Consider the following 18,469-nt stretch of genomic DNA (forward strand, 5'->3'; position numbering starts at 1 on the left):
CTACCCCCTTCCCCAGACACACTTATCCCACAGCTTCCGTGACGGGTATGCCGAGCGCGGTGTAGCCGTTCAGGACGGCGATGCGGACCTGGAGTTCCGCGACCTGGCGGTCGAAGTCCCGTGCCATGAGCCGCTGGCCCAGTAACTTCACACAATGCATCTTTGTCTCGACGCGGCTTCGGCGGTGGTATCCGCTCCATCTTCGCCAGAGCGCGCGGCCCAGGTATTTCGCCGCGCGCAGGGCCTCGTTTCGCGCCACGGCTCCGGCGGTGATCGTCTTCCAGGGCTTCGCGTTCTTGCGGGGCGGGATAACGGCATGGGCGCCGCGGTCGGCAATGGCATCGTGGCATTTACGTGTATCATAGGCGCCATCCGCCGTGACGCTGCCAATTTCCTGGTCCTGCGGGATTTGGTCGAGAAGGTCGGGTAGGATCGGCGCGTCACCGATGTGGCTCCCTGTGATCTCGACAGCCCGAACCTCCAGCGTTTCTTCGTCGATCCCGAGGTGGATCTTGCGCCAGACCCGCCGTTTCGGGCCGCCATGCTTGCGGGCGTGCCACTCGCCTTCACCTTCGACCTTGATCCCGGTGCTGTCGATCAGCAGGTGCAACGGCCCCTTGGAGCCGCGGTAGGGGATGTTCACGGCCGAGGTCTTCTGGCGGCGAGATAGTGTGCTGAAGTCGGGGACCGCCCACTTCAGGCCGACCAGCCGTAGCAAGCTCTCGACGAACCCGGTCGTCTGTCGGAGCGCCATGCCGAACACCACCTTCATCGTCAGGCACGTCTGGATGGCAGTATCGCTGTAAGTCTGCTGGCGGCCACGCTTGCCTGTCGGCGCGGCATCCCAGCTCATCTCGGGGTCGAACCAGATCGTCAGCGAGCCCCGGCGCTTGAGCGCTTCATTGTAGGCTGGCCAGTTCCTGGTCTTGTAGGTCGGGGGTATGGGTCTGCTCATACATCCCAGCTACCACGCTGGATTCACGAGATGAATCCCTCACGCGATTTGTGCAACAGAGCCACGAACACCGATCCGCTCTCGGTCAGCAATTCCCGCGCCAGCATCAGCCGGTCGCGCAGATAGGTGAGGTAGGAGTGGATGCCGAGTTCCCAGGTGTCCCGGAACGCCTTGATCATCTCGGGTTCCTGGGTGAGGTCGGCGTCCGAGCGGTCCTTCACGTCGCGCTTGTTCGTGAAGGGCTGGAAGTTCGACCCGTATTTGATGCCATAGGGCGGGTCGATGTAGATCATCTGAACCTTGCCGCCCATGCTCTCCTTCGTCAGAAGCGAGTTCATCACCAGCAGGCTGTCGCCCGCCACCAGCCGGTTCGACCAGCCCTTTTCGTGGTGGTAGAAATCCAGCGCCTGGCGCAGCGGCAGGTTCTCGAACGGCGCCGCGAACAGGTCTGGCTGCCGCCACTGCGTGGCCGCGTCCTTCCCCTTCAGCCTCTTCGCAGCGTTGGCGAGGATCGTCGCAGGGTCCACCCGCTCATGGACATGCAGCGAGACGGTATCGACCTCGACGCTCGTCCGCTCCGCCTTGCCCGTCCAGTTCAGATAGGGCGCCTGCAGCCGCTTCAGCTCCTGCAACGCATCCTTCATGCGTTCGGGATCGTCGCTGGCCATTGCATCGTCGATCAGCTTTTCGATTCCCGCCCGCGCGCTGTCGAAGTTCAGCACAGGGTCGAGATGCGGGTCATAGGCCCAGACCGTCTTCTCGCCATCCGGATCGGTGCCGGCATGGACCATCCCGACCTCGGGGTTGTTCACCCGGGTTTCGTCGTGGCGGTAGCTGAGCACTTGGGTGGGGCCGTTCGGCTTTCGCGCAGCCTTTTTGCCGCGAGAGGCGGCACGCTGCCGCGGCGCGGGCTCGTCGGTCGGCGTCAGCTCGAACCCGTCCTCATCCTCGTCAGCATCGACCACCCGCATGATCGACCCGCCCCGCCCACGGCCACGGGCCAGAAGCCCGTCATCGACCAGCGCATCGCGCGCGGCGGCGTAGTCGTCATCAGTCAGGCCCGGCACGCGCTCACGCAGCAGCGCCATCATCGCGCCGTTGCCGATGGAGGAGCCATCTTCGGGGGTGAGGGAAAGGATCAGGTCGGTCAGACTGTCGGACATGCGGGACGGGCACTCACGAAAAGGGCTTGTTTTCCAGAAGACTATCGCGCGAGTCTCTGTTTTGCACGCCCGATTCCGCCGATCCGGCGTGGCAATCCTCTACGTCAGATCGAGAAACCATGCTGTACGACCGCATCATCAAGCAGGGCACCATCAACGAGAGGGGCGGAAAGCCCGATCCGCAGTTCGCACTGCCGTCGACGGTCAACTGGATGCGCGCACTGCGATTCCTTGCGGAGGACGAAGGGATCGATTTCGGGACCGCGACTGCCTTCTACGGGAAGGAAGGAAAGCGGCAGATGGATGTCTGGGTCGAGAACACCGTGCTCGAGCAGCTCTTCCTCGGGCTCCACCATCTTTCCGCCCTCGACCAGTTCCGAAGCGGAACGACGGCCGCGGACTACGCGCGGGTTGGCGTGCTGGCCTGGTACTACGGTATCGCCAATGCCGCGAGCGCGATGACCGCCGCAAAATCCGGGGCTTTCAAGGAGGATCATGCTGGAACGGCTCAGTTGTGGGACGAGCAGATCGCAAGTCGCGGCCTTGCAATGGCGCCGTTCAGCTGGAGAGTGAGCAGTCTCGTGGAGAAGACCTACAAGGCGGAGGTCGATGCACTGCGCAATGGCAGTACCGGGAAGCTCCAGACGCGCCCGGTGACGAAGGACGACGCGCTGGGCGCCGCTGCCGGCTATCTGTCGGGATCTGCGAAGTGGTACGCGTGGAAGACGGAGGAGGACCTGAAAGACAATCGCGCCTTCAAGGAGTTGGGCGTCAGCAACTTCCGCTCGAAAGACGCGAGGGCACTGCGGGACGAGTGGTTCAAGCGTAGGTCCATGGGTTTTGTTCACCAAGCAGCCCGCTACCGCGGCAAGGCGAACTATCGCGAGGCGCTTTTCCTCGCTTACGGCTCCGGCACCGAGACGATCCTTTCCGGGTACGTGGAAGACATGCACGCTGTGCTCAAGGCGTTTCTCACAATGGCAGGCGCCTTCGCGCGTCGAAAGCTGGGCAAGGACTTGTGGTCTGAGTTCGTCGCAGATGTCGACGCCAAGAAGGCCTTCACGACCCGAGCCGGCGAAATCTGGACGTGAACGCTGCAGTGATGGTGTCTGACATCACCGCTCGCTCGTTCCGCGTTGCAGCAATTGCATCTGCTGTTCCTTCCAGTCGAGTGGGAAGGGATCCATCAGGTTCGCGAGCGTAACACTCTCAGGCTGGCGGCCGTCCATGATGGCATCCACGATTTCCGGGGCCAGCAGCGACAGGCGCATCAGCCGCGCCATGTAGGTGAAGGCGATGCCCTCTTGCTCAGCCAGTTCGGAAATCGACGCGAACTCGCCGGACTCCAGCATCCTCTTCCATCGGAATGCACGGGCCAGCGCCTTGACCAACGTGTTGTCCGCGCGCCGCGGCTGGGTAGCGCCTTCAGGCATCTGCATCTCCTTCCGCCCGCCGCGCTTCGCGATGCGGAATGGCACATGCACCGTCACCGTGTCGGGGATCGGAGCCCCGCGGGTCATGCGGCAGCCTCGATTCCACCGGCCAGCATCTCGCGCGCGAGACTGCCGAGGCCGTCGACGCGCAAGCGCACGTTCAGCCCCTCCGTGCCGATGTCCACGCGCTCGACCAGCAGCGCCACGATGCGCGCCTGCTCGGCGGGGAAGAGTTCGTCCCACAGCGGATCGAGCTGCTGCAAGGCCCCGCCAGCGTCTGCCTCGGTGATGTCGTCGGCGTATGCGCGCGCCATCTTCCAAGTTCCTGCAACGATTTCCGGTTGGCGGAACACGACGCGTAGCTGGTCGATAACCGCGGCCTCGATCTCGCCCGCGGGCACGCGGCCGACCGGGCAGGATCCGGCGCCGTACTTCAGCACCGTCTGGCTGACATAGTAGCGGTAGAGCCTGTCGCCCTTGCGGGTGTGCGTCGGCGAGAACGCCGCGCCATCTGGGCCGAACAGCAGCCCCTTCAGCAGCGCAGGCGTCTCGGCGCGGGTGCGCGCGGCACGCTTGCGCGGGCTTTCCTGAAGGATGGCGCGGACCCGGTCCCACGTCTCGCGGTCGATGATGGCATCGTGCTCGCCGGGATAGCTCTTGCCCTTGTGGACCGCCTCACCGATGTAGGCGCGGTTGTTCAGCATCCGATAGAGGTACTTCTTTTCGATCCGGTTGCCGCGCGGCGTGCGGATGCCGCGTTTCGCGACCTCGCGAGCCAGTTCCGTGCCCGATCCAATCTCGAGGAACCGGGCGAAGATCCAGCGGACGTGTTCGGCGTGCTCGTCCTCGATGACGAGCTTCCGTTTCTCGACGCGATATCCGTAGGGCGGCACACCGCCCATCCACATGCCCTTCTTCCGGCTGGCGGCGACCTTGTCGCGGATACGCTCGGCGGTCACCTCGCGCTCGAACTGCGCGAACGAGAGCAGGATGTTCAGCGTCAGCCGGCCCATGGACGTGGTGGTGTTGAACGACTGCGTGACCGAGACGAAGGTCACGCCGTTCCGATCGAACACCTCGACCAGCTTGGCGAAGTCCGCGAGCGAGCGGCTGAGGCGGTCGATCTTGTAGACCACCACCACGTCGACCAGTCCATCCTCGATGTCCTCCAGCAGCCGCTGCAGGCCGGGCCGCTCCAGCGTGCCGCCCGAGATGCCGCCGTCGTCATACTGATCGCGGACGAGCACCCAGCCTTCCGACCGCTGGCTGGCGATGTATGCCTCACAGGCCTCTCGCTGGGCGTGGAGCGAGTTGAACTCCTGCTCGAGCCCTTCCTCGGAGGACTTTCGGGTGTAGATGGCGCAGCGCCGCTTACGCACGATGGGCTTCGTCATGTCCGCGCCCTCCGGTTCTTGAGCCCGAAGAACACCCAGCCGTTCCAGCGCGTGCCGGTGATGGCGCGCGCGATGGCCGACAGCGACTTGTACGGCCGCCCTTGCCACTCAAACCCGTCTGCGGTGACGGTGACGACGTGCTCGACGCCCTGCCATTCGCGGATCAGCCGCGTGCCGGCGATGGGCATGGTGTCGGCGCGCATCCGGCTCTTCTTTCGGTCGCCACCGTCGAGCTCTTCGCCCAGCCGTTCCAGCCGCCGGATCGTCTCCGGTTTCAGCCCACCATAGGCCAGTTCCTGGATGCGGTAGGCCAGGCGGGATTCAAGGTAGCGGCGGTTGAATGGCGGTGGTTCGCTGTCGAACAGATCACGCCACTGCGCCTTCAGCTCCGGCGTCGTCGCGGTCTTCAGCGCGGCCAGGCGCGCGGGGATGGGATCGTGGGTCGTCATGCGGTTCTCCGGTGAGTTGGAGTTGCATGACGGCATCGGTCGGCCGGAGAGTGTAGGCGCATTTCTCCAGTCTCGTCAGAAGGTTCGCCCCGTTCTCGCAGCCGCAACCGGACCAACCCAAGCGCCAGCAGGCCGCACAGCTCGGCGCGGCGTTCGGCGGGGGTCATCGCCGAGGGGGCGAGCGGATTGGGGCGACGGATGGGACCGGGATCGAACATCATGCTCCATCGGTGCCGCATTGCGCCGCCGCCCGCGACCTCGGAACGGGTCACCCCGCGCTCGCCTCGCGAGGGTGAACCCCTCCACCCTCGCGCCATCGGAATGGGTTGAGCGGTTTGGGCGTTCCCATTATGTTCATGTCATCCCGCATGAATCACGAGGCCGCCGATGTCGCTGCAATCGCTCGACCGTACCCAATGGAGTTACGCAGAGGCGCTGGCCCATGTGGAAACCGTGACCGTCGCGCGGCGCGCAGCCGAGGCGGCCAAGGCGCCGCCGAAGCCCGTGCCCGCACACAACCACTGGAACCCGCCGCAGGATCCGAAGATCGCCTGGAAGGCGGAGGCCGAGAACGAGTTGCTGGTCGCCTTGCGGGACGGCGATCTCATCGCGCAGGGCCGCTACACCGAGGATCGGCCGAACGGCTGGGGCTACGGCGCGAGCAGCGGGTTCGGCCTGCATTCGGGCTACCACACCAGCATCCGACCCGAGCAGTGGCGGGAGGGTCAGTGCCATCTGGGGCGCCTGGCCGCGCGGGACTGGGAGTTCATCGACATCCGCATGCCGCGCTTTCTCGTGAAGGCGATCTGGCCGGACTACGTTCCCGAGGTCGTCAGCCCTGCAGAGGGTGCGGGCGCGGCACCGTACACCACACCCTATCTCGAGCTGATGCAGGCGGCGATCGCGAAGTTCGGGATCACGGCCGAGACGCAGGGCAAGAAGGACTGCCTCGTCGACTGGTTCCTCGAGCAGCAGATCGAGGGCGAGCCCGTGTCGAACAAGCTCGCCGATGCCATGGCCACGCTGATCCGGCTGCCGTCGGCGCAGCGCGGCGGGGCCAAGCGGGTAATGGGCCCGGATCTGCGGCAGACCGGCTGACGCGCGCCGCCTCCGCTGGTCGACATCGCGCAGTGACTGGCATATATTGCCAATGCGCTCGAGGGAGATGCTGATGCCGACCCGCAATGTCGTCCTGACCGACAGCCAGACCGACCTGATCGACCGACTGATTGCCGATGGCCGCTACCAGAATGCGTCGGAGGCGCTGCGCGCCGGGCTTCGTCTGCTGGAGCGCGAGGAGGCGGAGATGACCGCCTTGCGTGACCGGCTCGCCGCGGGGCTGGAGGAGGCACGCTCGGGTGTGCTCGCCGAGGGCTCCGGTGAGGACGCGATCCGCAGGGCCTTTGCCGCCACGCGCACCGCGTCCTGATGCCGAAGCCGTGGCGGCTGACGCGGCAGGCGGAACGGTCGCTCGTCGAGATTGCCCGCTGGACGCTGGAGACCTTCGGGCCGCGCCAGGCCGAGGCATACGAGGCAGACCTCATCGCGCGCTGCGCCGCGATCGCGTCCGGTGAAGCACCCTCGCAGGACTGCCGCCGACTCATCGATCCTGACCTGCCGGAGGATCTGCGCGTCACGCGGGCGGGGCAGCATTTCATCGTGTTCGTCGAGATGCCGGAGCAGGTGATCGTCGTCGACGTGCTCCACAGCCGCTCTGACCTCTCGCGACGGCTGGCGGCATTGGGTCCGCCGAAGGATCCGGAACAGCCCTGACAGTGGCCAACTCCAAGGGGTGAGCCCACGGCATCGGCTTCCCGATGAAGGGCGGAACCGTTCACCCTGTTCGCGCGGACGAGGGATCACCCCTCTGATCGGGCACCGCTGCCAGGGGCGCTCTGGACCGGTCATTTGGCCCTTGGGCTCCACCCATGAACTGATGTGATTTCAATATCTTGCTTGAAGGGGTCACCCCTTTCCGGCGCGATGGCTTGCGGCCGGGCGGACCGGTTCCGACGTCGCGAGAGCGCTCTGATGCGCGGCAGAACCGAGGGCAACGACGCCCTTCAACCGGTTCCGCAGCCCCGTGTCCGCCCGTCTCCGCAACTTCTTGCGCCATGCCGCATCGGCCAATCGGCCCACCGGTGTGCGTGCTCCCGTTCCGCGGGGGCGGCGATGAGCGGGTGGGACTGGCGGGCCTTCGATGCCGAGCTGCGCGCGCGCGTGCCGGAGCTCGCGGTGGAGCTTCTGGGCAAGCCCACCTTCCGCGCGGGCCAGGAGTGGCGCTGGGGGCGCAAGGGCAGCCTGTCGGTCGTCGTCGGTGGCGCGCGGGCGGGGATGTGGTTCGATCACGAGGAAGGCCGGGGCGGCTGGTTTTCGGATCTCGTCGGCCGCGACCTCGGCATGGCGCGCGAGGATGCCACCGACTGGATTGCCGACCGGATCGGCATGGCGGCGCTGCCCCGGCCGGCTCGTCAGCGGTCGGCACCGGGAGCAACGCCCGCAAACGATCCGGGCGAGCCGCCCACGGCACCGGCCACGGCGCCGCGCGAGACTCCTCCCGATGACGACACCGCGCCCGCGCCGAACCGCGCGGATGAGGCCGCCGCACGCGCGGCCCGGATCTGGGACAGCGCCCGGCCCGCCCCGGAGGACCATCCCTATCTTGTCGCCAAGCAGGCCGCGCCGCTCGCCCTGCGCATGGACGCCGGCCGCCGGCTCGTCGTGCCGTTGCAGGACATCGACGGTCGGATCCACAGTCTCGAGACCATCGCGCCGGACGGGGCCAAGCGTTTCCTGGCTGGTGGCGCGAAGAAGGGGCACTTCGCCGTGGTGGCCGCGGAGCCGGGGCCGCTCGGGGAGCCCGCAGGCCCTGTCCTGGTCTGCGAGGGCTGGGCGACCGGCGCCAGCCTGCACATGGCGACCGGCCATACCGTGATCGTGGCCATGGACGCGGGCAACCTGATGCCGGTCGCCAAGGCGCTGCGCGCCCGGTTCCCAGACGCCGACCTCGTCGTCGTCGCCGACAACGACCTCAAGCCCGACCGCGACAGCAACGCCGGCGTCGATGCAGCCCGCAAGGTCGCGCTCGCGGTTGACGGCCGTCTGGCCGTGCCGGACAGCCCGGGTGATGCCAACGACCTCTTTTGCGCCGAGGGACCGGACGCCGTCGCGGCGCTCGTGGCAGGTGCCGCCCGGATTCCGCCGCCCCCGCCGACCTATCCCGCACCGGTCCTCACGCCGGACGAGGCCCGCGCGAGCCTCGCCGAGGCGATCGACCGATTCATGGCCGCGATCCCGGACTATTGGGCGGCCGTCGAGGCCGCACAGGAGGAGGCGACGAACCCTGACGCCAATCGCGACCCGCTGGATTTCAACGTGGTGGCGCGCGCGGCGCTGCCGCCGCTTCTCGGCCTGCCGGTCGATGTGGGTCTCGGCAAGACCTCGAACGCGCGCACCGCCATCGCCGAGCTGATCGGCTCGGGCGGGATCGGCACGCGCAAGGTCGTCTATGCCGTCCCGCGCCACGATCTCGGCGCGGAGCAGGTCGCGGAGCTCAAAGCACTCGGCCTCAACGCCATGCTCTGGAAAGGCCGCACCGCGCCCGATCCGACCGACGACAATCCCGACCAGCTCATGTGCCTCGACACCGAGGCGACCTTCGACGCGCTCGAGATCGAGCATCCGGTCGAGCAGAGCTGCTGCAAGGTCAAGAACGGGGCGGAACTGCTGCTCTGCCCGTGGTTCCACGACTGCGGCTACCAGCGCCAGAAGCCGCTGGCGCAGGCGGCGCAGGTCATCGTCTGCGCCCATGACAGCCTCTTCCACATGAAGCCGCAGGCCATCGGCGAAGTCGGGCTGCTCGTCATCGACGAGGGCTTCTGGCAGTCGGGCCTGCGCGGTCTCGACGGCAAGGCGACGCTCACGCAGGACGGGCTGGAGCCCGGCCGCACCTCGCTTACCTGCTACAATGGCAAGGGCAAGATGGACGTCGGCGCCACGGCCGACCTCATCGCCGCGCGCGAGCGGCTCTGCAAGGCGCTGCGGGTCACGGAGCCGGGTCCGCTGCGTCTGGGTCTCCTCGAAGCCGTCGGTCTCACCCCGGAGGACTGCCGCCATGCCGCGACGCTGGAACGTCGCCGGATGCGCGATGCGGGCCTGCGTCCGGGCATGTCGCCGGTCGAGCGGCGCAAGCGGATCGAGGCGGTCCTGCCGCCGGCGGGCGAGCCGTGGGCGCCGACGGGGCGTTGCGCCACGCTCTGGCTGATCCTCGCCGAGGCGCTGGAGAACGGCCATGACGCGGCCGGCGCGGAGCTCGTGCACGAGATGACCGAGGCGGGCTCCGTCCGCGCGCTCCGCCTGCGCTGGCGCAGCACCATGAGGAAAGGCTGGGCGGTCCAGGCGCCGATCCTGCATCTCGACGCGACGCTGCGCCCGGAACTGGTGCAGACCTACCTGCCACGGATCGACATCGGCGCGCCCGTCGCCGCGCGCCAGCCCCATGTCCGCATCCGCCAGGTGACCGGCAGCCCGACCTCGGCCCGCGCCCTGACGCCCGCCGACAATGCGCCCGAGCGCGACCGCAAGGCCGCGGCGACCCGGCTGCGCGACCTCCGCGCCTGGATCGACCTCCGGGCCCGGCAGTGCCATCGCCCCGGCCAGGCGGTCGATCTGCTCGTCATCGGACAGAAGGCCGCCATCGACGCCCTGCGATCGGCCGGCCTGCCGCCGCGGGTCGAGGCGGTGCATTTCAACGCGCTGAGCGGGCTCGACCGCTGGGGCGGGATCGGCGGCATGGTGATCCTCGGTCGCACGCTACCTGCGCCACGAACGGTCGAACTCAATGCCATGGCGCTGACCGGTCGCGAGCCCGCGCCCAACCCGGCGGACGCGGGCTGGTGGTATCCGACGGTCGAGCGCCGCGTGCGGCTCGCCGGCGACCGGACCGCGCCGCTCGCGATGGAGGAACACGCCGATCCGATCGTCGAGTCGGTGCGCTGGAGCATCTGCGAGGGCGAGCTGATCCAGGCGATGGGCCGCGGGCGCGGCGTCAATCGCACCGCCGCCACACCGCTCGAGATCGACCTGCTCACGGACGTGGTCCTGCCGGTGACCGTCGACGCGCTGGTGCCGTGGGCCGACCTCCGCCCGACCCGGCGTGACCTGATGGCGCTCACTGGCATCGTGCTCGAGAACGCGGCCGACATGGCCGCATGCTTCCCGGAGCTCTGGCCGACCCGCGAGGCCGCGAAGAAGGACGGCCAGAGGAAGGGGACAAATGACTATTATAGAGACCTCCATAATAGCAGAATGTCCCCATCCTCGGCGGAGGTGACCTATCGCCCGGAAGGTCCCGGCCATCGTGCCCGCACCGCCCGCGTCGATCTCTCCCGCATCCCCGACCCGGAAGCCTGGCTCACCAACCGGCTCGGGCCGCTCGCCAGCTTCGAAATCTGTCACAGCGTGGGCGCCGACCTCGACGCGCCCGATCCCGCCGACGCTGCGCATCTCGACGCTCTCGCATCCCGCCTGACCGCCAGCATGCAGGCCGTTCTTGCCGCGCGCCGTGCGGCCCTCGACGCGCTGTCCACACGGCTGGAGGCCGCAAAGCCCGCTGCCCAGCGACACGCGCACCACCCCCAACCAGAAAAGGAGACCGAGGCATGAGCTACGACAGATTGCGCCTCTACGACGCCGGCCGCTTCCACGACACGGACCTGCCCGACTGGTACCGCGAGGCTGAAAGATTGAGCGAGACCGAGCATGGCGATTTCCACCGGGCCTTCGACCGCGTGCTCGACTGCGAGCACACGCTCCTGACCGAGGAGGGCCTGCTGGGCGGCGCGCTCGAGATCCGGTTCTGGCCGAGCGAGATCCACGGCGTCTTCGTGCTGATCGAGACGCCGCTCTCCTTCGTGGAGCATGTCATCGTCCCGAACCCGGCCGACTGGCTGCCCTTCCTCTCCCGACACCTCGCCCCGCTCATCGGGGTCGCCAACCAGAGCTCCCTGATCGCGCTCCACGGCAGGATCGGCAACGCCTTCATCGCCTGGGCGCGCCACGGCAAGGGCAGCCATATCGGTCGCGAAACGGGCGAGAGCCGGATCGACCTCGACAACGACCGCGACCGTCGCCGGGCCCAGCAGGCCCGCGCGGCCATGGAGCGGGCCAGGCAGGAGGGCCGGACATGAGCCAGCATCGCCATATCGGTCTCGAACGCTTGGACGGTGAGGACATCGGCCGGGATCCTCGCACCATGTCTGCCCACGAGCTGGAGTTTCTGGGCCACGCCCGTGTCTCGCCGCTGCGCGCCCTGCGGCTGAAATGCCTCGATTGCTGCAACGGCTCGGCGAAGGAGGTGCGGCTCTGCACGGCCGTGGATTGCCCCAGCTGGCCGTTCCGGATGGGAAAGAACCCGTGGCGCAGACCTCTCGGCGGCGAAGAACGCGCCAAGCGCCAGGCGCGGTTCGCAGGCAAGATCACCGTAGCGCCGTCGGACGCCCAGAAAACTGGGGGCGAATTCGGCGCCCCGCATCTGGGTAGGGCGAGAGACCCGGACGCGCCGACTTCGGCTTTTCCTGCCAGCGTGCTGGACGGAAACACGGGAGGTGCATCATGAAGACCATGCGCTGGCATCCTCCGGGCTATGGCGGCGAGCGCCGCGACGCGGACCGCGTCAAACGCGACGGCTGGCGGGGTGAGGCGGGACCGTGGCCCCAGTGGGGCCGCGTAAGCCCGCCGAACGGCGTGCTGGCCATCTCCATCGACGACGAGCGTCTCAGCTGGCCAGAGCGGGAACTGATCCGACAGCTGGGTGAGAAGTTGTATGGGCCGAGAAACCGCGAGGCCGATGCGCCCCAGCCGTGACCGGACTCCCTCTGGACCCTGGAATCCACACCGGGGTCCAGTCGGGGTCCACCCCGCCAACCCGTTGAAGTTTCTGGTTCCTTCTGGGCCAACACGTATACGGGAGGGCGCAGCGCGCAATATCGCCAGCGACAGGGTCGTTTTTTTGGGAAGCCACCCCGGAATCCGGTGTCCGGCGGATGCCCGGAAAGCGCAATGATCGTTGGAGGTCGAGAGGCTTGCGTGGTGGACTCCGCGGTGGATCCGGAATCCACGTGGTATCCAATGGAGTCCATCAACGGAAAGCAATCAGGATCGCTCACAATTCCAGCATGCGCTAGGATTTGCAATGTGGAGGTTTGCACGAGATGACTGGCGGACAGAAACACTGGGACGACGTCTACGGCGCGAGGTCGGAAGACGAACTGACCTGGTTCGAGGCCACGCCCGCTCTGTCGCTCGAACTCGTCCGTGCGCATCTGCATCCGGGCGATCCGTTCATCGACATCGGCGCCGGCGCATCGCGTCTCGTCGATGTCCTGCTCGGGGAGGGGTTTGGCCCTCTCACCGTGCTGGACTTGTCGGGCGCCGCACTGGCGGTCAGCAGACAGCGTCTCGGCGCTCGGGGCGAGAGCATCGCATGGATCGAGGCGGACATCACGACGTGGGAGCCGGACCGGACCTACGCCGTCTGGCACGACCGTGCGGTATTCCACTTTCTGACCGCGGCAGAAGACCGTGCCGGTTACGCTCGCACGCTGTCGGCTGCCCTGCGCCCGGGTGGGATCGCGATCATCGCGACCTTCGCGGACGACGGACCGGAGAAATGCTCGGGCCTGCCCGTTGTGCGCTATGCGCCCGAGGCGCTGGCGCAGGAACTCGACAGGCTGCTGCCGGGCCGGTACGAGACGCTCGACGCACGACGCCACATGCACATCACGCCGAAGGGCAACCGGCAAAGCTTCCAGTACAGCGTCTTCCGGAAGACAGATCGGTGAGACGGGAGCCGCCGCCCCATGCGGGACGGCGGCATTGGGACCGACGTGACGTGCGGCGTCAGTCGCGCGGCAGGCTGTAGACCCGCCCGCGGCCCTCGACCTTCTCGGAGGTCACTTCGAGCCCGAGCTTCTTCTTGAGCGCGCCGGCGAACGCGCCTCGGACCGTGTGCGGCTGCCACCCTGTTTCGGCGACGATCTCGTCGATGGTCGCGCCGCCCTCGGCGCGGAGCATCTCGATCAGCTTCGCCTGCTTCGTGCCCGTGCGCGGGGTGCGCGCCTTGGGCGCGGGATCGGCCTCGGTGGGAGCGTCCTGCGGGGCCTCCGCATAAGGCGCCTCGTCGGCGCCCATGGGCGCGCTGTCGCCGCTCTCCGGCTCGACGCCGATGGCGCCGAGGCCCGCATTCGTGATGTGCAGGAGGATGGCGTTGCCGTCCTCGTCGTTGCGCCAGATGCGGTTGAGGGCGGCGTCCGCCTTGGTCTGGCTGTCCATCGTCGTCTCCGCGATCAGCCCGCGCTTCAGCAGCGCGCCCACCACCTTGGCGGCGGCGCCGCCGCGGAGCGAGCCGGGAAGTGGCAGGACGTTGCGGTCCTCGCGCTGCGCGGCGGCGCTGAGGATGATCGCTTGCGTGTCGGAAAGCTTGGTCATCTGGGGTCTCCGTGTTCGAGGTCCGCGACATGCGGCGCCTTCTACGACCCCGAGCCGCGCAGGGCGCGCGGCGGGAGTTCCGGCGGTGCCGGAGATCAGTCGGCGTGTTCGCCCTCTCCGAAGGCGCTGTCGGTGATGCGCTTCAGGAGGCTGGCGTAGTGTTCGAGGGTGCCGACTTGGCCCCAGTTCACTTCGTCGGGGTGGGCGTTGAAGTGGTCGGCGCTGAGCGCCTGCAGGCGGGCGAGCATCTCGTCGATCTCGGCCTTCTTGCCGATGAAGGCGGCCAATGCGGCTTCCCTGTTCCGGCGCGCCTTCTCGGCGCGGAGTTCGTGTCGCGGGCTGGTGATCGGATTCAGGCGCGTGCTCATCGTTGTGGCTCCGGGTGAGTTGCATCGTCCTCGTGGGAATGACGTTCGCTCTGTCCGCGAGGCTTATCAACGATATAAGCACCTGACTTTGAATGATAATCGGGGCTGGCGATGCAGGGAATGAGCGAGCGCCAGTATGCCGCCCATGTCGGGCTGTCGCGCGGCGTGATGCGAGATGAGTCCAGGGCTCGGCGGAGAGTGGAAGGGCGCCGTCTGTACGGCCGTCGGGCCGAACGGCAGGCTGGTCATGTACCAGATTGGCAGAAGCGATGCGGAGGCAGGTTGTTGTCGCTCTCGCAAGAATCTGCTCAGCGATTGGCGACGGTCACTTCTAGTCCTCTTGGGAAAGGAGTCCGTCGACTGGTTGTCGAGCACAGCCGGCTTTTCCAGGGCAAGAGGCCGTGAGATTGGCGTTGCCAAGGGCAAAGCTGGCAATCGAGTCGATACCAAAGGATTATGTCGGGGTGCGAGATCGGCTCTGCGGTGTCAGCGGCAAAGGCGCTTCTTGGGACCCGGCATATGCATGGCAGTGCGCCTGCGGTTTTCCGCAGGCGCCGTCGGTTCATTCGCTCCGAACGACCTCGCTGTCCCGCCGCGGGGGCTTTGGGCTAACCCTTATGCGTGCCGCTCGAAGACCTCCGTCGCGCCGTTACGCAGCACCAGAAGGGTATCGAATGCTTCGCGCTGATTGCCCATTTCCATGCCGGGCGAACCGATCGGCATTCCCGGCACCGTCAGGCCAAGCGCGTCCGGGCGCTCGGTCAGCAACCGCTGCACATCGCCGGCCGGCACGTGACCTTCGACGAAGTAGCCGTCGACGAACGCGGTGTGGCACGAACTCAGTTCCGGTGTGACGCCTGCGAGGGCTTTCATCGACCAGAGCGTCTCATGATCGACGTCGCGCGCCAGGGCATCGAAGCCTGCTCTGAGCATGTGGTCGACCCAGGCCGAACAGCAGCCGCAAGTCGGCGATTTGAAGACCTCCATTTGACCGGGCGTTGCCAGTGCCGGGCGGGCGAGCGTCGCCGCGCCCAAACCCGACGCGATACCGGTGAGGATGAAGTTTCTGCGGTTCATGTGCTGTGTCTCCCTGTTCGAGTTTCGCTCGGACCGCGCGTCACGCGACACGCAGCCAGGTCATCATTCCGCCGGCAGAGTGCTCAAGCATGTGGCAATGCAGAAGCCAGTCACCGGGATTGTCGGCGACGAAGGCGATCTCGACGGTTTCGCCGCGGTTCACAAGAAGCGTGTCGCGCAGCGGGCCCACGGTCCCGTTCGTACGGATGTGCCGGAAGTGGTGCCCGTGCAGATGCATCCCGTGCGGCCAGGCGGTGTCGTTGATCAGGACGATCCGTGCGGTCTCGCCGCGGTGCAGGTCGATGAGCGGCGTGTCGTCCATCTCCAGCTTGCCATTGAAGGCCCAGACCCTGCCCGCCGAGACCATCCCGCGCATGCCCATCATGCCACCTGCCATCATCGCGCTCATCGCGCCGCCTTCCATCTTCAGGTCGGCCCGTCTCGCGCGGTCGAGGGGTCCGAGGGCCGGGACCGGGTTCGGCGGCAGGGCGTCGGGGGCGGGCAAGGCGGCCGGCCGGGCGATGCCTTCGACCGGAAAGGCGGCGAGCACGTAGGCGCCGTTGCGTTCGAGGCTCAGGAGGACAGCCTCCTCACCCTCATTGGCCACCACGTCGACGATCAGGTCGGCTCGCTGCGCCGGTGCAAGCGCGAGTTCGGCGAGCGGCAGGGGGGCTTCGAGCGGCATCCCGTCGAGCGCCACGACCCGGCCTTCGACCCCTTGCGCGGCGAGCGTGAAGATCCGCGCGTTCGCCGTGTTCACGAGGCGGAGCCGCAGACGGGCGAGCCTCGGCACCGCGCGCGACCAGGCAGCGTCGCCATTGACCGTGATCCAGTTGCCGATCCGCCCGGCATGCGCCCGGTCGTGCATATTGCCAAAGCCGCCGGCGATCTGAGCCTCGTCCGTGAGGCGCCAGTCGTCGAGTAGGAGCACCTCGTCCAGATCGACCTCGGGCGCGCCGGTGCTCTCCTCGACGATCAGCGCCCCGTAGAGGCCGCGCGCCAACTGCTCGTAGGTGCGGTTGTGGGGATGATACCAGTAGGTGCCCGCATCGGGCAGAGTGAACTCGTAGAGAAATTCCTCCCCTGGTTCCACGGCGGCTTGCGTCAGGCCCGCAACACCATCCATGCCGTTCGCCACCCGGATGCCATGCCAGTGCACCGAGGACGGTTGGGGAAGCCCGTTCCGTAACAGGCGGGTCATCCGTTCGCCCTGGCGTGCCCTGAGGACGGGGCCCGGGACGGTGCCGTCATAGCCCCAGATCCGCGTTTCGGGATAGTCGGCCGGGGCGAGCTGCGCTCTGCCCTGCCGCGCGTGGAGCACCGGAGCGGCCTCGGCCCGGAGCGTGCCGGGCAGCGTCGCGGCGGCTGCGGCGGCGAGCGCCGCGCCATGGAAGTGCCTGCGGGTCAGTCGTGTCACGACGCATCTCCTGTCATGTCCTGAACTTGCCCGATTACGGGCGGAACGAGCGCGGCCATCTGGTCCTCGCCCGGGCCGGGCGGGGACGAGACTGTTGTAAGCGCCGCCGTGACGAGAAGGACGCCCGCTATGAGGGCGGCCTCGGCGCGGATGGAGCGGCGCATGCGCGCGCTGGCGTCCGGCCGGGCGGCGAGGAGCGCAGGGGTGAGCGTCAGCCTGTTCAGCGCGGCCATGGCGAGAACACCCGCGACAAGGAGAAGCTTGAGCGCGAACATCTGGCCATAGGGGCTCGCGAGGGCCGATGGCCGCGCCGCGCCCAGGAGCGCAAGCGCGATCGCGCCGCCGAGCAGCACCACCCCGACCGCCCAGACCGCCTGCCGGCCGAAGGCCTCCGCCAGTGCGCCGGCCAAGGCCGGTGGCTCGGTGCGCAGCGACCGCAGAAGCGGGGCCAGTCCGCCGATCCAGAAGGCGAGGCAGAGAATGTGCAGCGTCACCAGCGTGCCGAGGATGGCCTGCGGCTCGGACAGGGCATGGCCGCGAAAGGCGAAAGAGGCGGAGGCCAGAAGCGCACCCGGTACCGCGAACCAGAGCCCGGTGCGCCCTCGCCAGAGCACGCAGAGAATGAGGGCGAGCCCCGCGAGCCGCAGCGCGGCGCTCGTCCCGAGCGGGCTTTCGGCCACCATGCCGAGGATCGCGGGGTCCATGGCGCCATCCCACATGCCGCCCATGAGAAAGCTCGCCCGCAGGGGCAGCCGCAGGACCGTAAAGAGGGAAGCGGCGAGCGCCGACAGGGCTGCTGTCCGACGCAAGGCGTCCCGCCCGCCCGCGCCGAGGCCGGGCAACAGGGCCAGCACCAGCACGCTGCCAACGGCGCTCAACGTTGCCGCATAGGCGAGCGCCTTCGCGACGATCGAGAGCCAGGTCACGGCATCGGCTTGGGTGAGCGCGGCCAGCATCGCGCGTCAGTCGGTCAACTCGAAGGAGAAGCTGCCCTGCATGGGGTGCCCGTCAGAGGCCAGCCCGCGCCACTCCACCCTGTAGCGGCCAGGCGCCAGCGGCTCGGGCTCGGCATGGAATTCGAGCGACGGCTCGAGGCCGGTCTCCCGTTCGAGCGGCATCTGGGCGCCATCCGCGTTCACCAGCCGCACCATGGTGATCCGCATCGGGTCGTCGAAGACCATATGGATCATCTCCGGCGTCTCGGTCAGTTGCGCGCCGTCGGCCGGCGTGGTGCCTTCCTTCTCGGAATGGGCCAGAAGCGGGGTGCCCGCGAGCATCAGCGCGGCAGCACCCGGAAGGAACATCTTGTTTCTCGTCATGTCGTCTCGCGTCTCCTTGCGGAGCGGGCGACCGGTGCATTGCAGCCGGTCGCCGCGCAATCGTCTCAGTTCGGCATCATTGCGCCGATTGCATACATCCCGTCCGCGCCCTTCACGAGCATGATCGTGACCTGATCGCCCGCCGAGATGTCGCCCATCATCTCGGCGCTGTCGAGAAGGGGCAGATCCATCGTCATGGCGGGCCAGCCGATCTCGGGGATCGGATCGTGGGTCACGTTGGCCATGCCCTCGCCGATCGAGTTGACGACGGCGTTCGCGTGGACGGCGTCCTCCATCTGCTCGTCGGACATCGGCATGTTCGAATGATCCATGCCATGGTCCATCTGCGCAAGCGCCGGGGCGCAGGACAGGGCCAGGAGGCCGAGGGTTGCGGTCAGTGTCTTCAT

Annotated in this window: 21 protein-coding genes; 9 read left to right on the forward strand and 12 right to left on the reverse strand. The window is 67.7% G+C overall.

Annotation, left to right across the window (positions count from 1 at the left end):
• Positions 1-22: 22 nt before the first annotated feature.
• Complete coding sequence (locus tag DKT77_RS12340; protein WP_109812001.1) at positions 23-955, reverse strand: IS5 family transposase; 933 nt, start codon at positions 953-955, stop codon at positions 23-25.
• A 23-nt stretch (positions 956-978) separates the two neighbouring features.
• The gene (locus DKT77_RS12345; RefSeq protein WP_238547853.1) at positions 979-2,118 is read right to left on the reverse strand and encodes a hypothetical protein; all 1,140 of its coding nucleotides are present in this window, start codon (positions 2,116-2,118) and stop codon (positions 979-981) included.
• Between the two features lie 119 nt (positions 2,119-2,237).
• Here DKT77_RS12345 and DKT77_RS12350 point away from each other — a divergent pair, with 119 nt between their 5' ends.
• Positions 2,238-3,209, forward strand: coding sequence for a hypothetical protein (locus tag DKT77_RS12350; RefSeq protein ID WP_109812002.1), 972 nt, complete (start codon positions 2,238-2,240; stop codon positions 3,207-3,209).
• A gap of 24 nt (positions 3,210-3,233) precedes the next feature.
• On the opposite strand, the gene DKT77_RS12355 is transcribed toward DKT77_RS12350, so the two are convergent.
• Genes DKT77_RS12355 through DKT77_RS12365 form a run of 3 tightly spaced genes read right to left on the reverse strand, consistent with a single transcriptional unit; the run spans position 3,234 to position 5,394 of the window.
• Positions 3,234-3,638: a hypothetical protein gene (locus tag DKT77_RS12355; RefSeq protein WP_109812003.1), complete on the reverse strand. Its 405-nt coding sequence runs from the start codon at positions 3,636-3,638 to the stop codon at positions 3,234-3,236.
• The gene (locus DKT77_RS12360; protein WP_109812004.1) at positions 3,635-4,945 is read right to left on the reverse strand and encodes a recombinase family protein; all 1,311 of its coding nucleotides are present in this window, start codon (positions 4,943-4,945) and stop codon (positions 3,635-3,637) included. Before DKT77_RS12360 ends, DKT77_RS12355 begins: the two co-directional genes overlap by 4 nt.
• A complete protein-coding gene (locus DKT77_RS12365) occupies positions 4,942-5,394 on the reverse strand; it encodes a DUF2924 domain-containing protein (protein ID WP_109812005.1) in 453 nt (150 codons plus the stop codon). The genes DKT77_RS12360 and DKT77_RS12365 overlap by 4 nt, the downstream gene beginning before the upstream one ends.
• A 387-nt stretch (positions 5,395-5,781) precedes the next feature.
• Between DKT77_RS12365 and DKT77_RS12375 the strand changes: the two genes are divergently transcribed.
• The 8 genes from DKT77_RS12375 to DKT77_RS12410 all read left to right on the forward strand — a co-directional run bounded on the left by DKT77_RS12375 (position 5,782) and on the right by DKT77_RS12410 (position 13,235).
• Entirely contained in the window at positions 5,782-6,492 is a 711-nt protein-coding gene (locus DKT77_RS12375; protein ID WP_109812007.1) for a hypothetical protein, read from the forward strand.
• A 73-nt stretch (positions 6,493-6,565) separates the two neighbouring features.
• The gene (locus tag DKT77_RS12380; RefSeq protein WP_109812079.1) at positions 6,566-6,823 is read left to right on the forward strand and encodes a type II toxin-antitoxin system ParD family antitoxin; all 258 of its coding nucleotides are present in this window, start codon (positions 6,566-6,568) and stop codon (positions 6,821-6,823) included.
• Complete coding sequence (locus DKT77_RS12385) at positions 6,823-7,167, forward strand: type II toxin-antitoxin system RelE/ParE family toxin (protein ID WP_109812008.1); 345 nt, start codon at positions 6,823-6,825, stop codon at positions 7,165-7,167. Before DKT77_RS12380 ends, DKT77_RS12385 begins: the two co-directional genes overlap by 1 nt.
• Before the next feature lie 399 nt (positions 7,168-7,566).
• On the forward strand, positions 7,567-11,058 hold the full coding sequence (locus DKT77_RS12390) for a toprim domain-containing protein (RefSeq protein ID WP_109812009.1): 3,492 nt from the start codon (positions 7,567-7,569) through the stop codon (positions 11,056-11,058).
• Positions 11,055-11,582: a hypothetical protein gene (locus tag DKT77_RS12395; protein ID WP_109812010.1), complete on the forward strand. Its 528-nt coding sequence runs from the start codon at positions 11,055-11,057 to the stop codon at positions 11,580-11,582. Before DKT77_RS12390 ends, DKT77_RS12395 begins: the two co-directional genes overlap by 4 nt.
• Positions 11,579-12,010, forward strand: a complete 432-nt coding sequence (locus tag DKT77_RS21015; protein ID WP_238547854.1) for a hypothetical protein — start codon at positions 11,579-11,581, stop codon at positions 12,008-12,010. The genes DKT77_RS12395 and DKT77_RS21015 overlap by 4 nt, the downstream gene beginning before the upstream one ends.
• The gene (locus DKT77_RS12405) at positions 12,007-12,258 is read left to right on the forward strand and encodes a hypothetical protein (RefSeq protein WP_476638804.1); all 252 of its coding nucleotides are present in this window, start codon (positions 12,007-12,009) and stop codon (positions 12,256-12,258) included. Before DKT77_RS21015 ends, DKT77_RS12405 begins: the two co-directional genes overlap by 4 nt.
• Positions 12,259-12,605: 347 nt before the next feature.
• The gene (locus DKT77_RS12410; protein ID WP_109812011.1) at positions 12,606-13,235 is read left to right on the forward strand and encodes a class I SAM-dependent methyltransferase; all 630 of its coding nucleotides are present in this window, start codon (positions 12,606-12,608) and stop codon (positions 13,233-13,235) included.
• A gap of 58 nt (positions 13,236-13,293) precedes the next feature.
• Here the strand turns inward: DKT77_RS12410 and DKT77_RS12415 are convergent, their stop codons facing one another.
• The 7 genes from DKT77_RS12415 to DKT77_RS12445 all read right to left on the reverse strand — a co-directional run bounded on the left by DKT77_RS12415 (position 13,294) and on the right by DKT77_RS12445 (position 18,469).
• Positions 13,294-13,881, reverse strand: a complete 588-nt coding sequence (locus tag DKT77_RS12415; RefSeq protein WP_109812012.1) for a DUF3489 domain-containing protein — start codon at positions 13,879-13,881, stop codon at positions 13,294-13,296.
• Positions 13,882-13,976: 95 nt separating this feature from the next.
• Positions 13,977-14,249, reverse strand: a complete 273-nt coding sequence (locus DKT77_RS12420) for a hypothetical protein (protein ID WP_109812013.1) — start codon at positions 14,247-14,249, stop codon at positions 13,977-13,979.
• 615 nt (positions 14,250-14,864) lie between these two features.
• Positions 14,865-15,326, reverse strand: a complete 462-nt coding sequence (locus DKT77_RS12425; protein WP_109812014.1) for a DUF411 domain-containing protein — start codon at positions 15,324-15,326, stop codon at positions 14,865-14,867.
• A 40-nt stretch (positions 15,327-15,366) separates the two neighbouring features.
• Complete coding sequence (locus DKT77_RS12430) at positions 15,367-16,743, reverse strand: multicopper oxidase family protein (protein ID WP_109812015.1); 1,377 nt, start codon at positions 16,741-16,743, stop codon at positions 15,367-15,369.
• A complete protein-coding gene (locus DKT77_RS12435; RefSeq protein ID WP_109812016.1) occupies positions 16,740-17,699 on the reverse strand; it encodes a copper resistance D family protein in 960 nt (319 codons plus the stop codon). Before DKT77_RS12435 ends, DKT77_RS12430 begins: the two co-directional genes overlap by 4 nt.
• Before the next feature lie 6 nt (positions 17,700-17,705).
• Positions 17,706-18,062, reverse strand: coding sequence for a copper resistance CopC family protein (locus tag DKT77_RS12440; protein ID WP_238547855.1), 357 nt, complete (start codon positions 18,060-18,062; stop codon positions 17,706-17,708).
• Positions 18,063-18,127: 65 nt separating this feature from the next.
• Positions 18,128-18,469 (reverse strand): copper-binding protein, encoded by a 342-nt coding sequence (locus tag DKT77_RS12445; RefSeq protein ID WP_109812017.1) that lies wholly within the window; start codon positions 18,467-18,469, stop codon positions 18,128-18,130.

Source organism: Meridianimarinicoccus roseus (assembly GCF_003172915.1).
In the GTDB taxonomy this organism is placed as follows: Bacteria; Pseudomonadota; Alphaproteobacteria; order Rhodobacterales; family Rhodobacteraceae; genus Meridianimarinicoccus; species Meridianimarinicoccus roseus.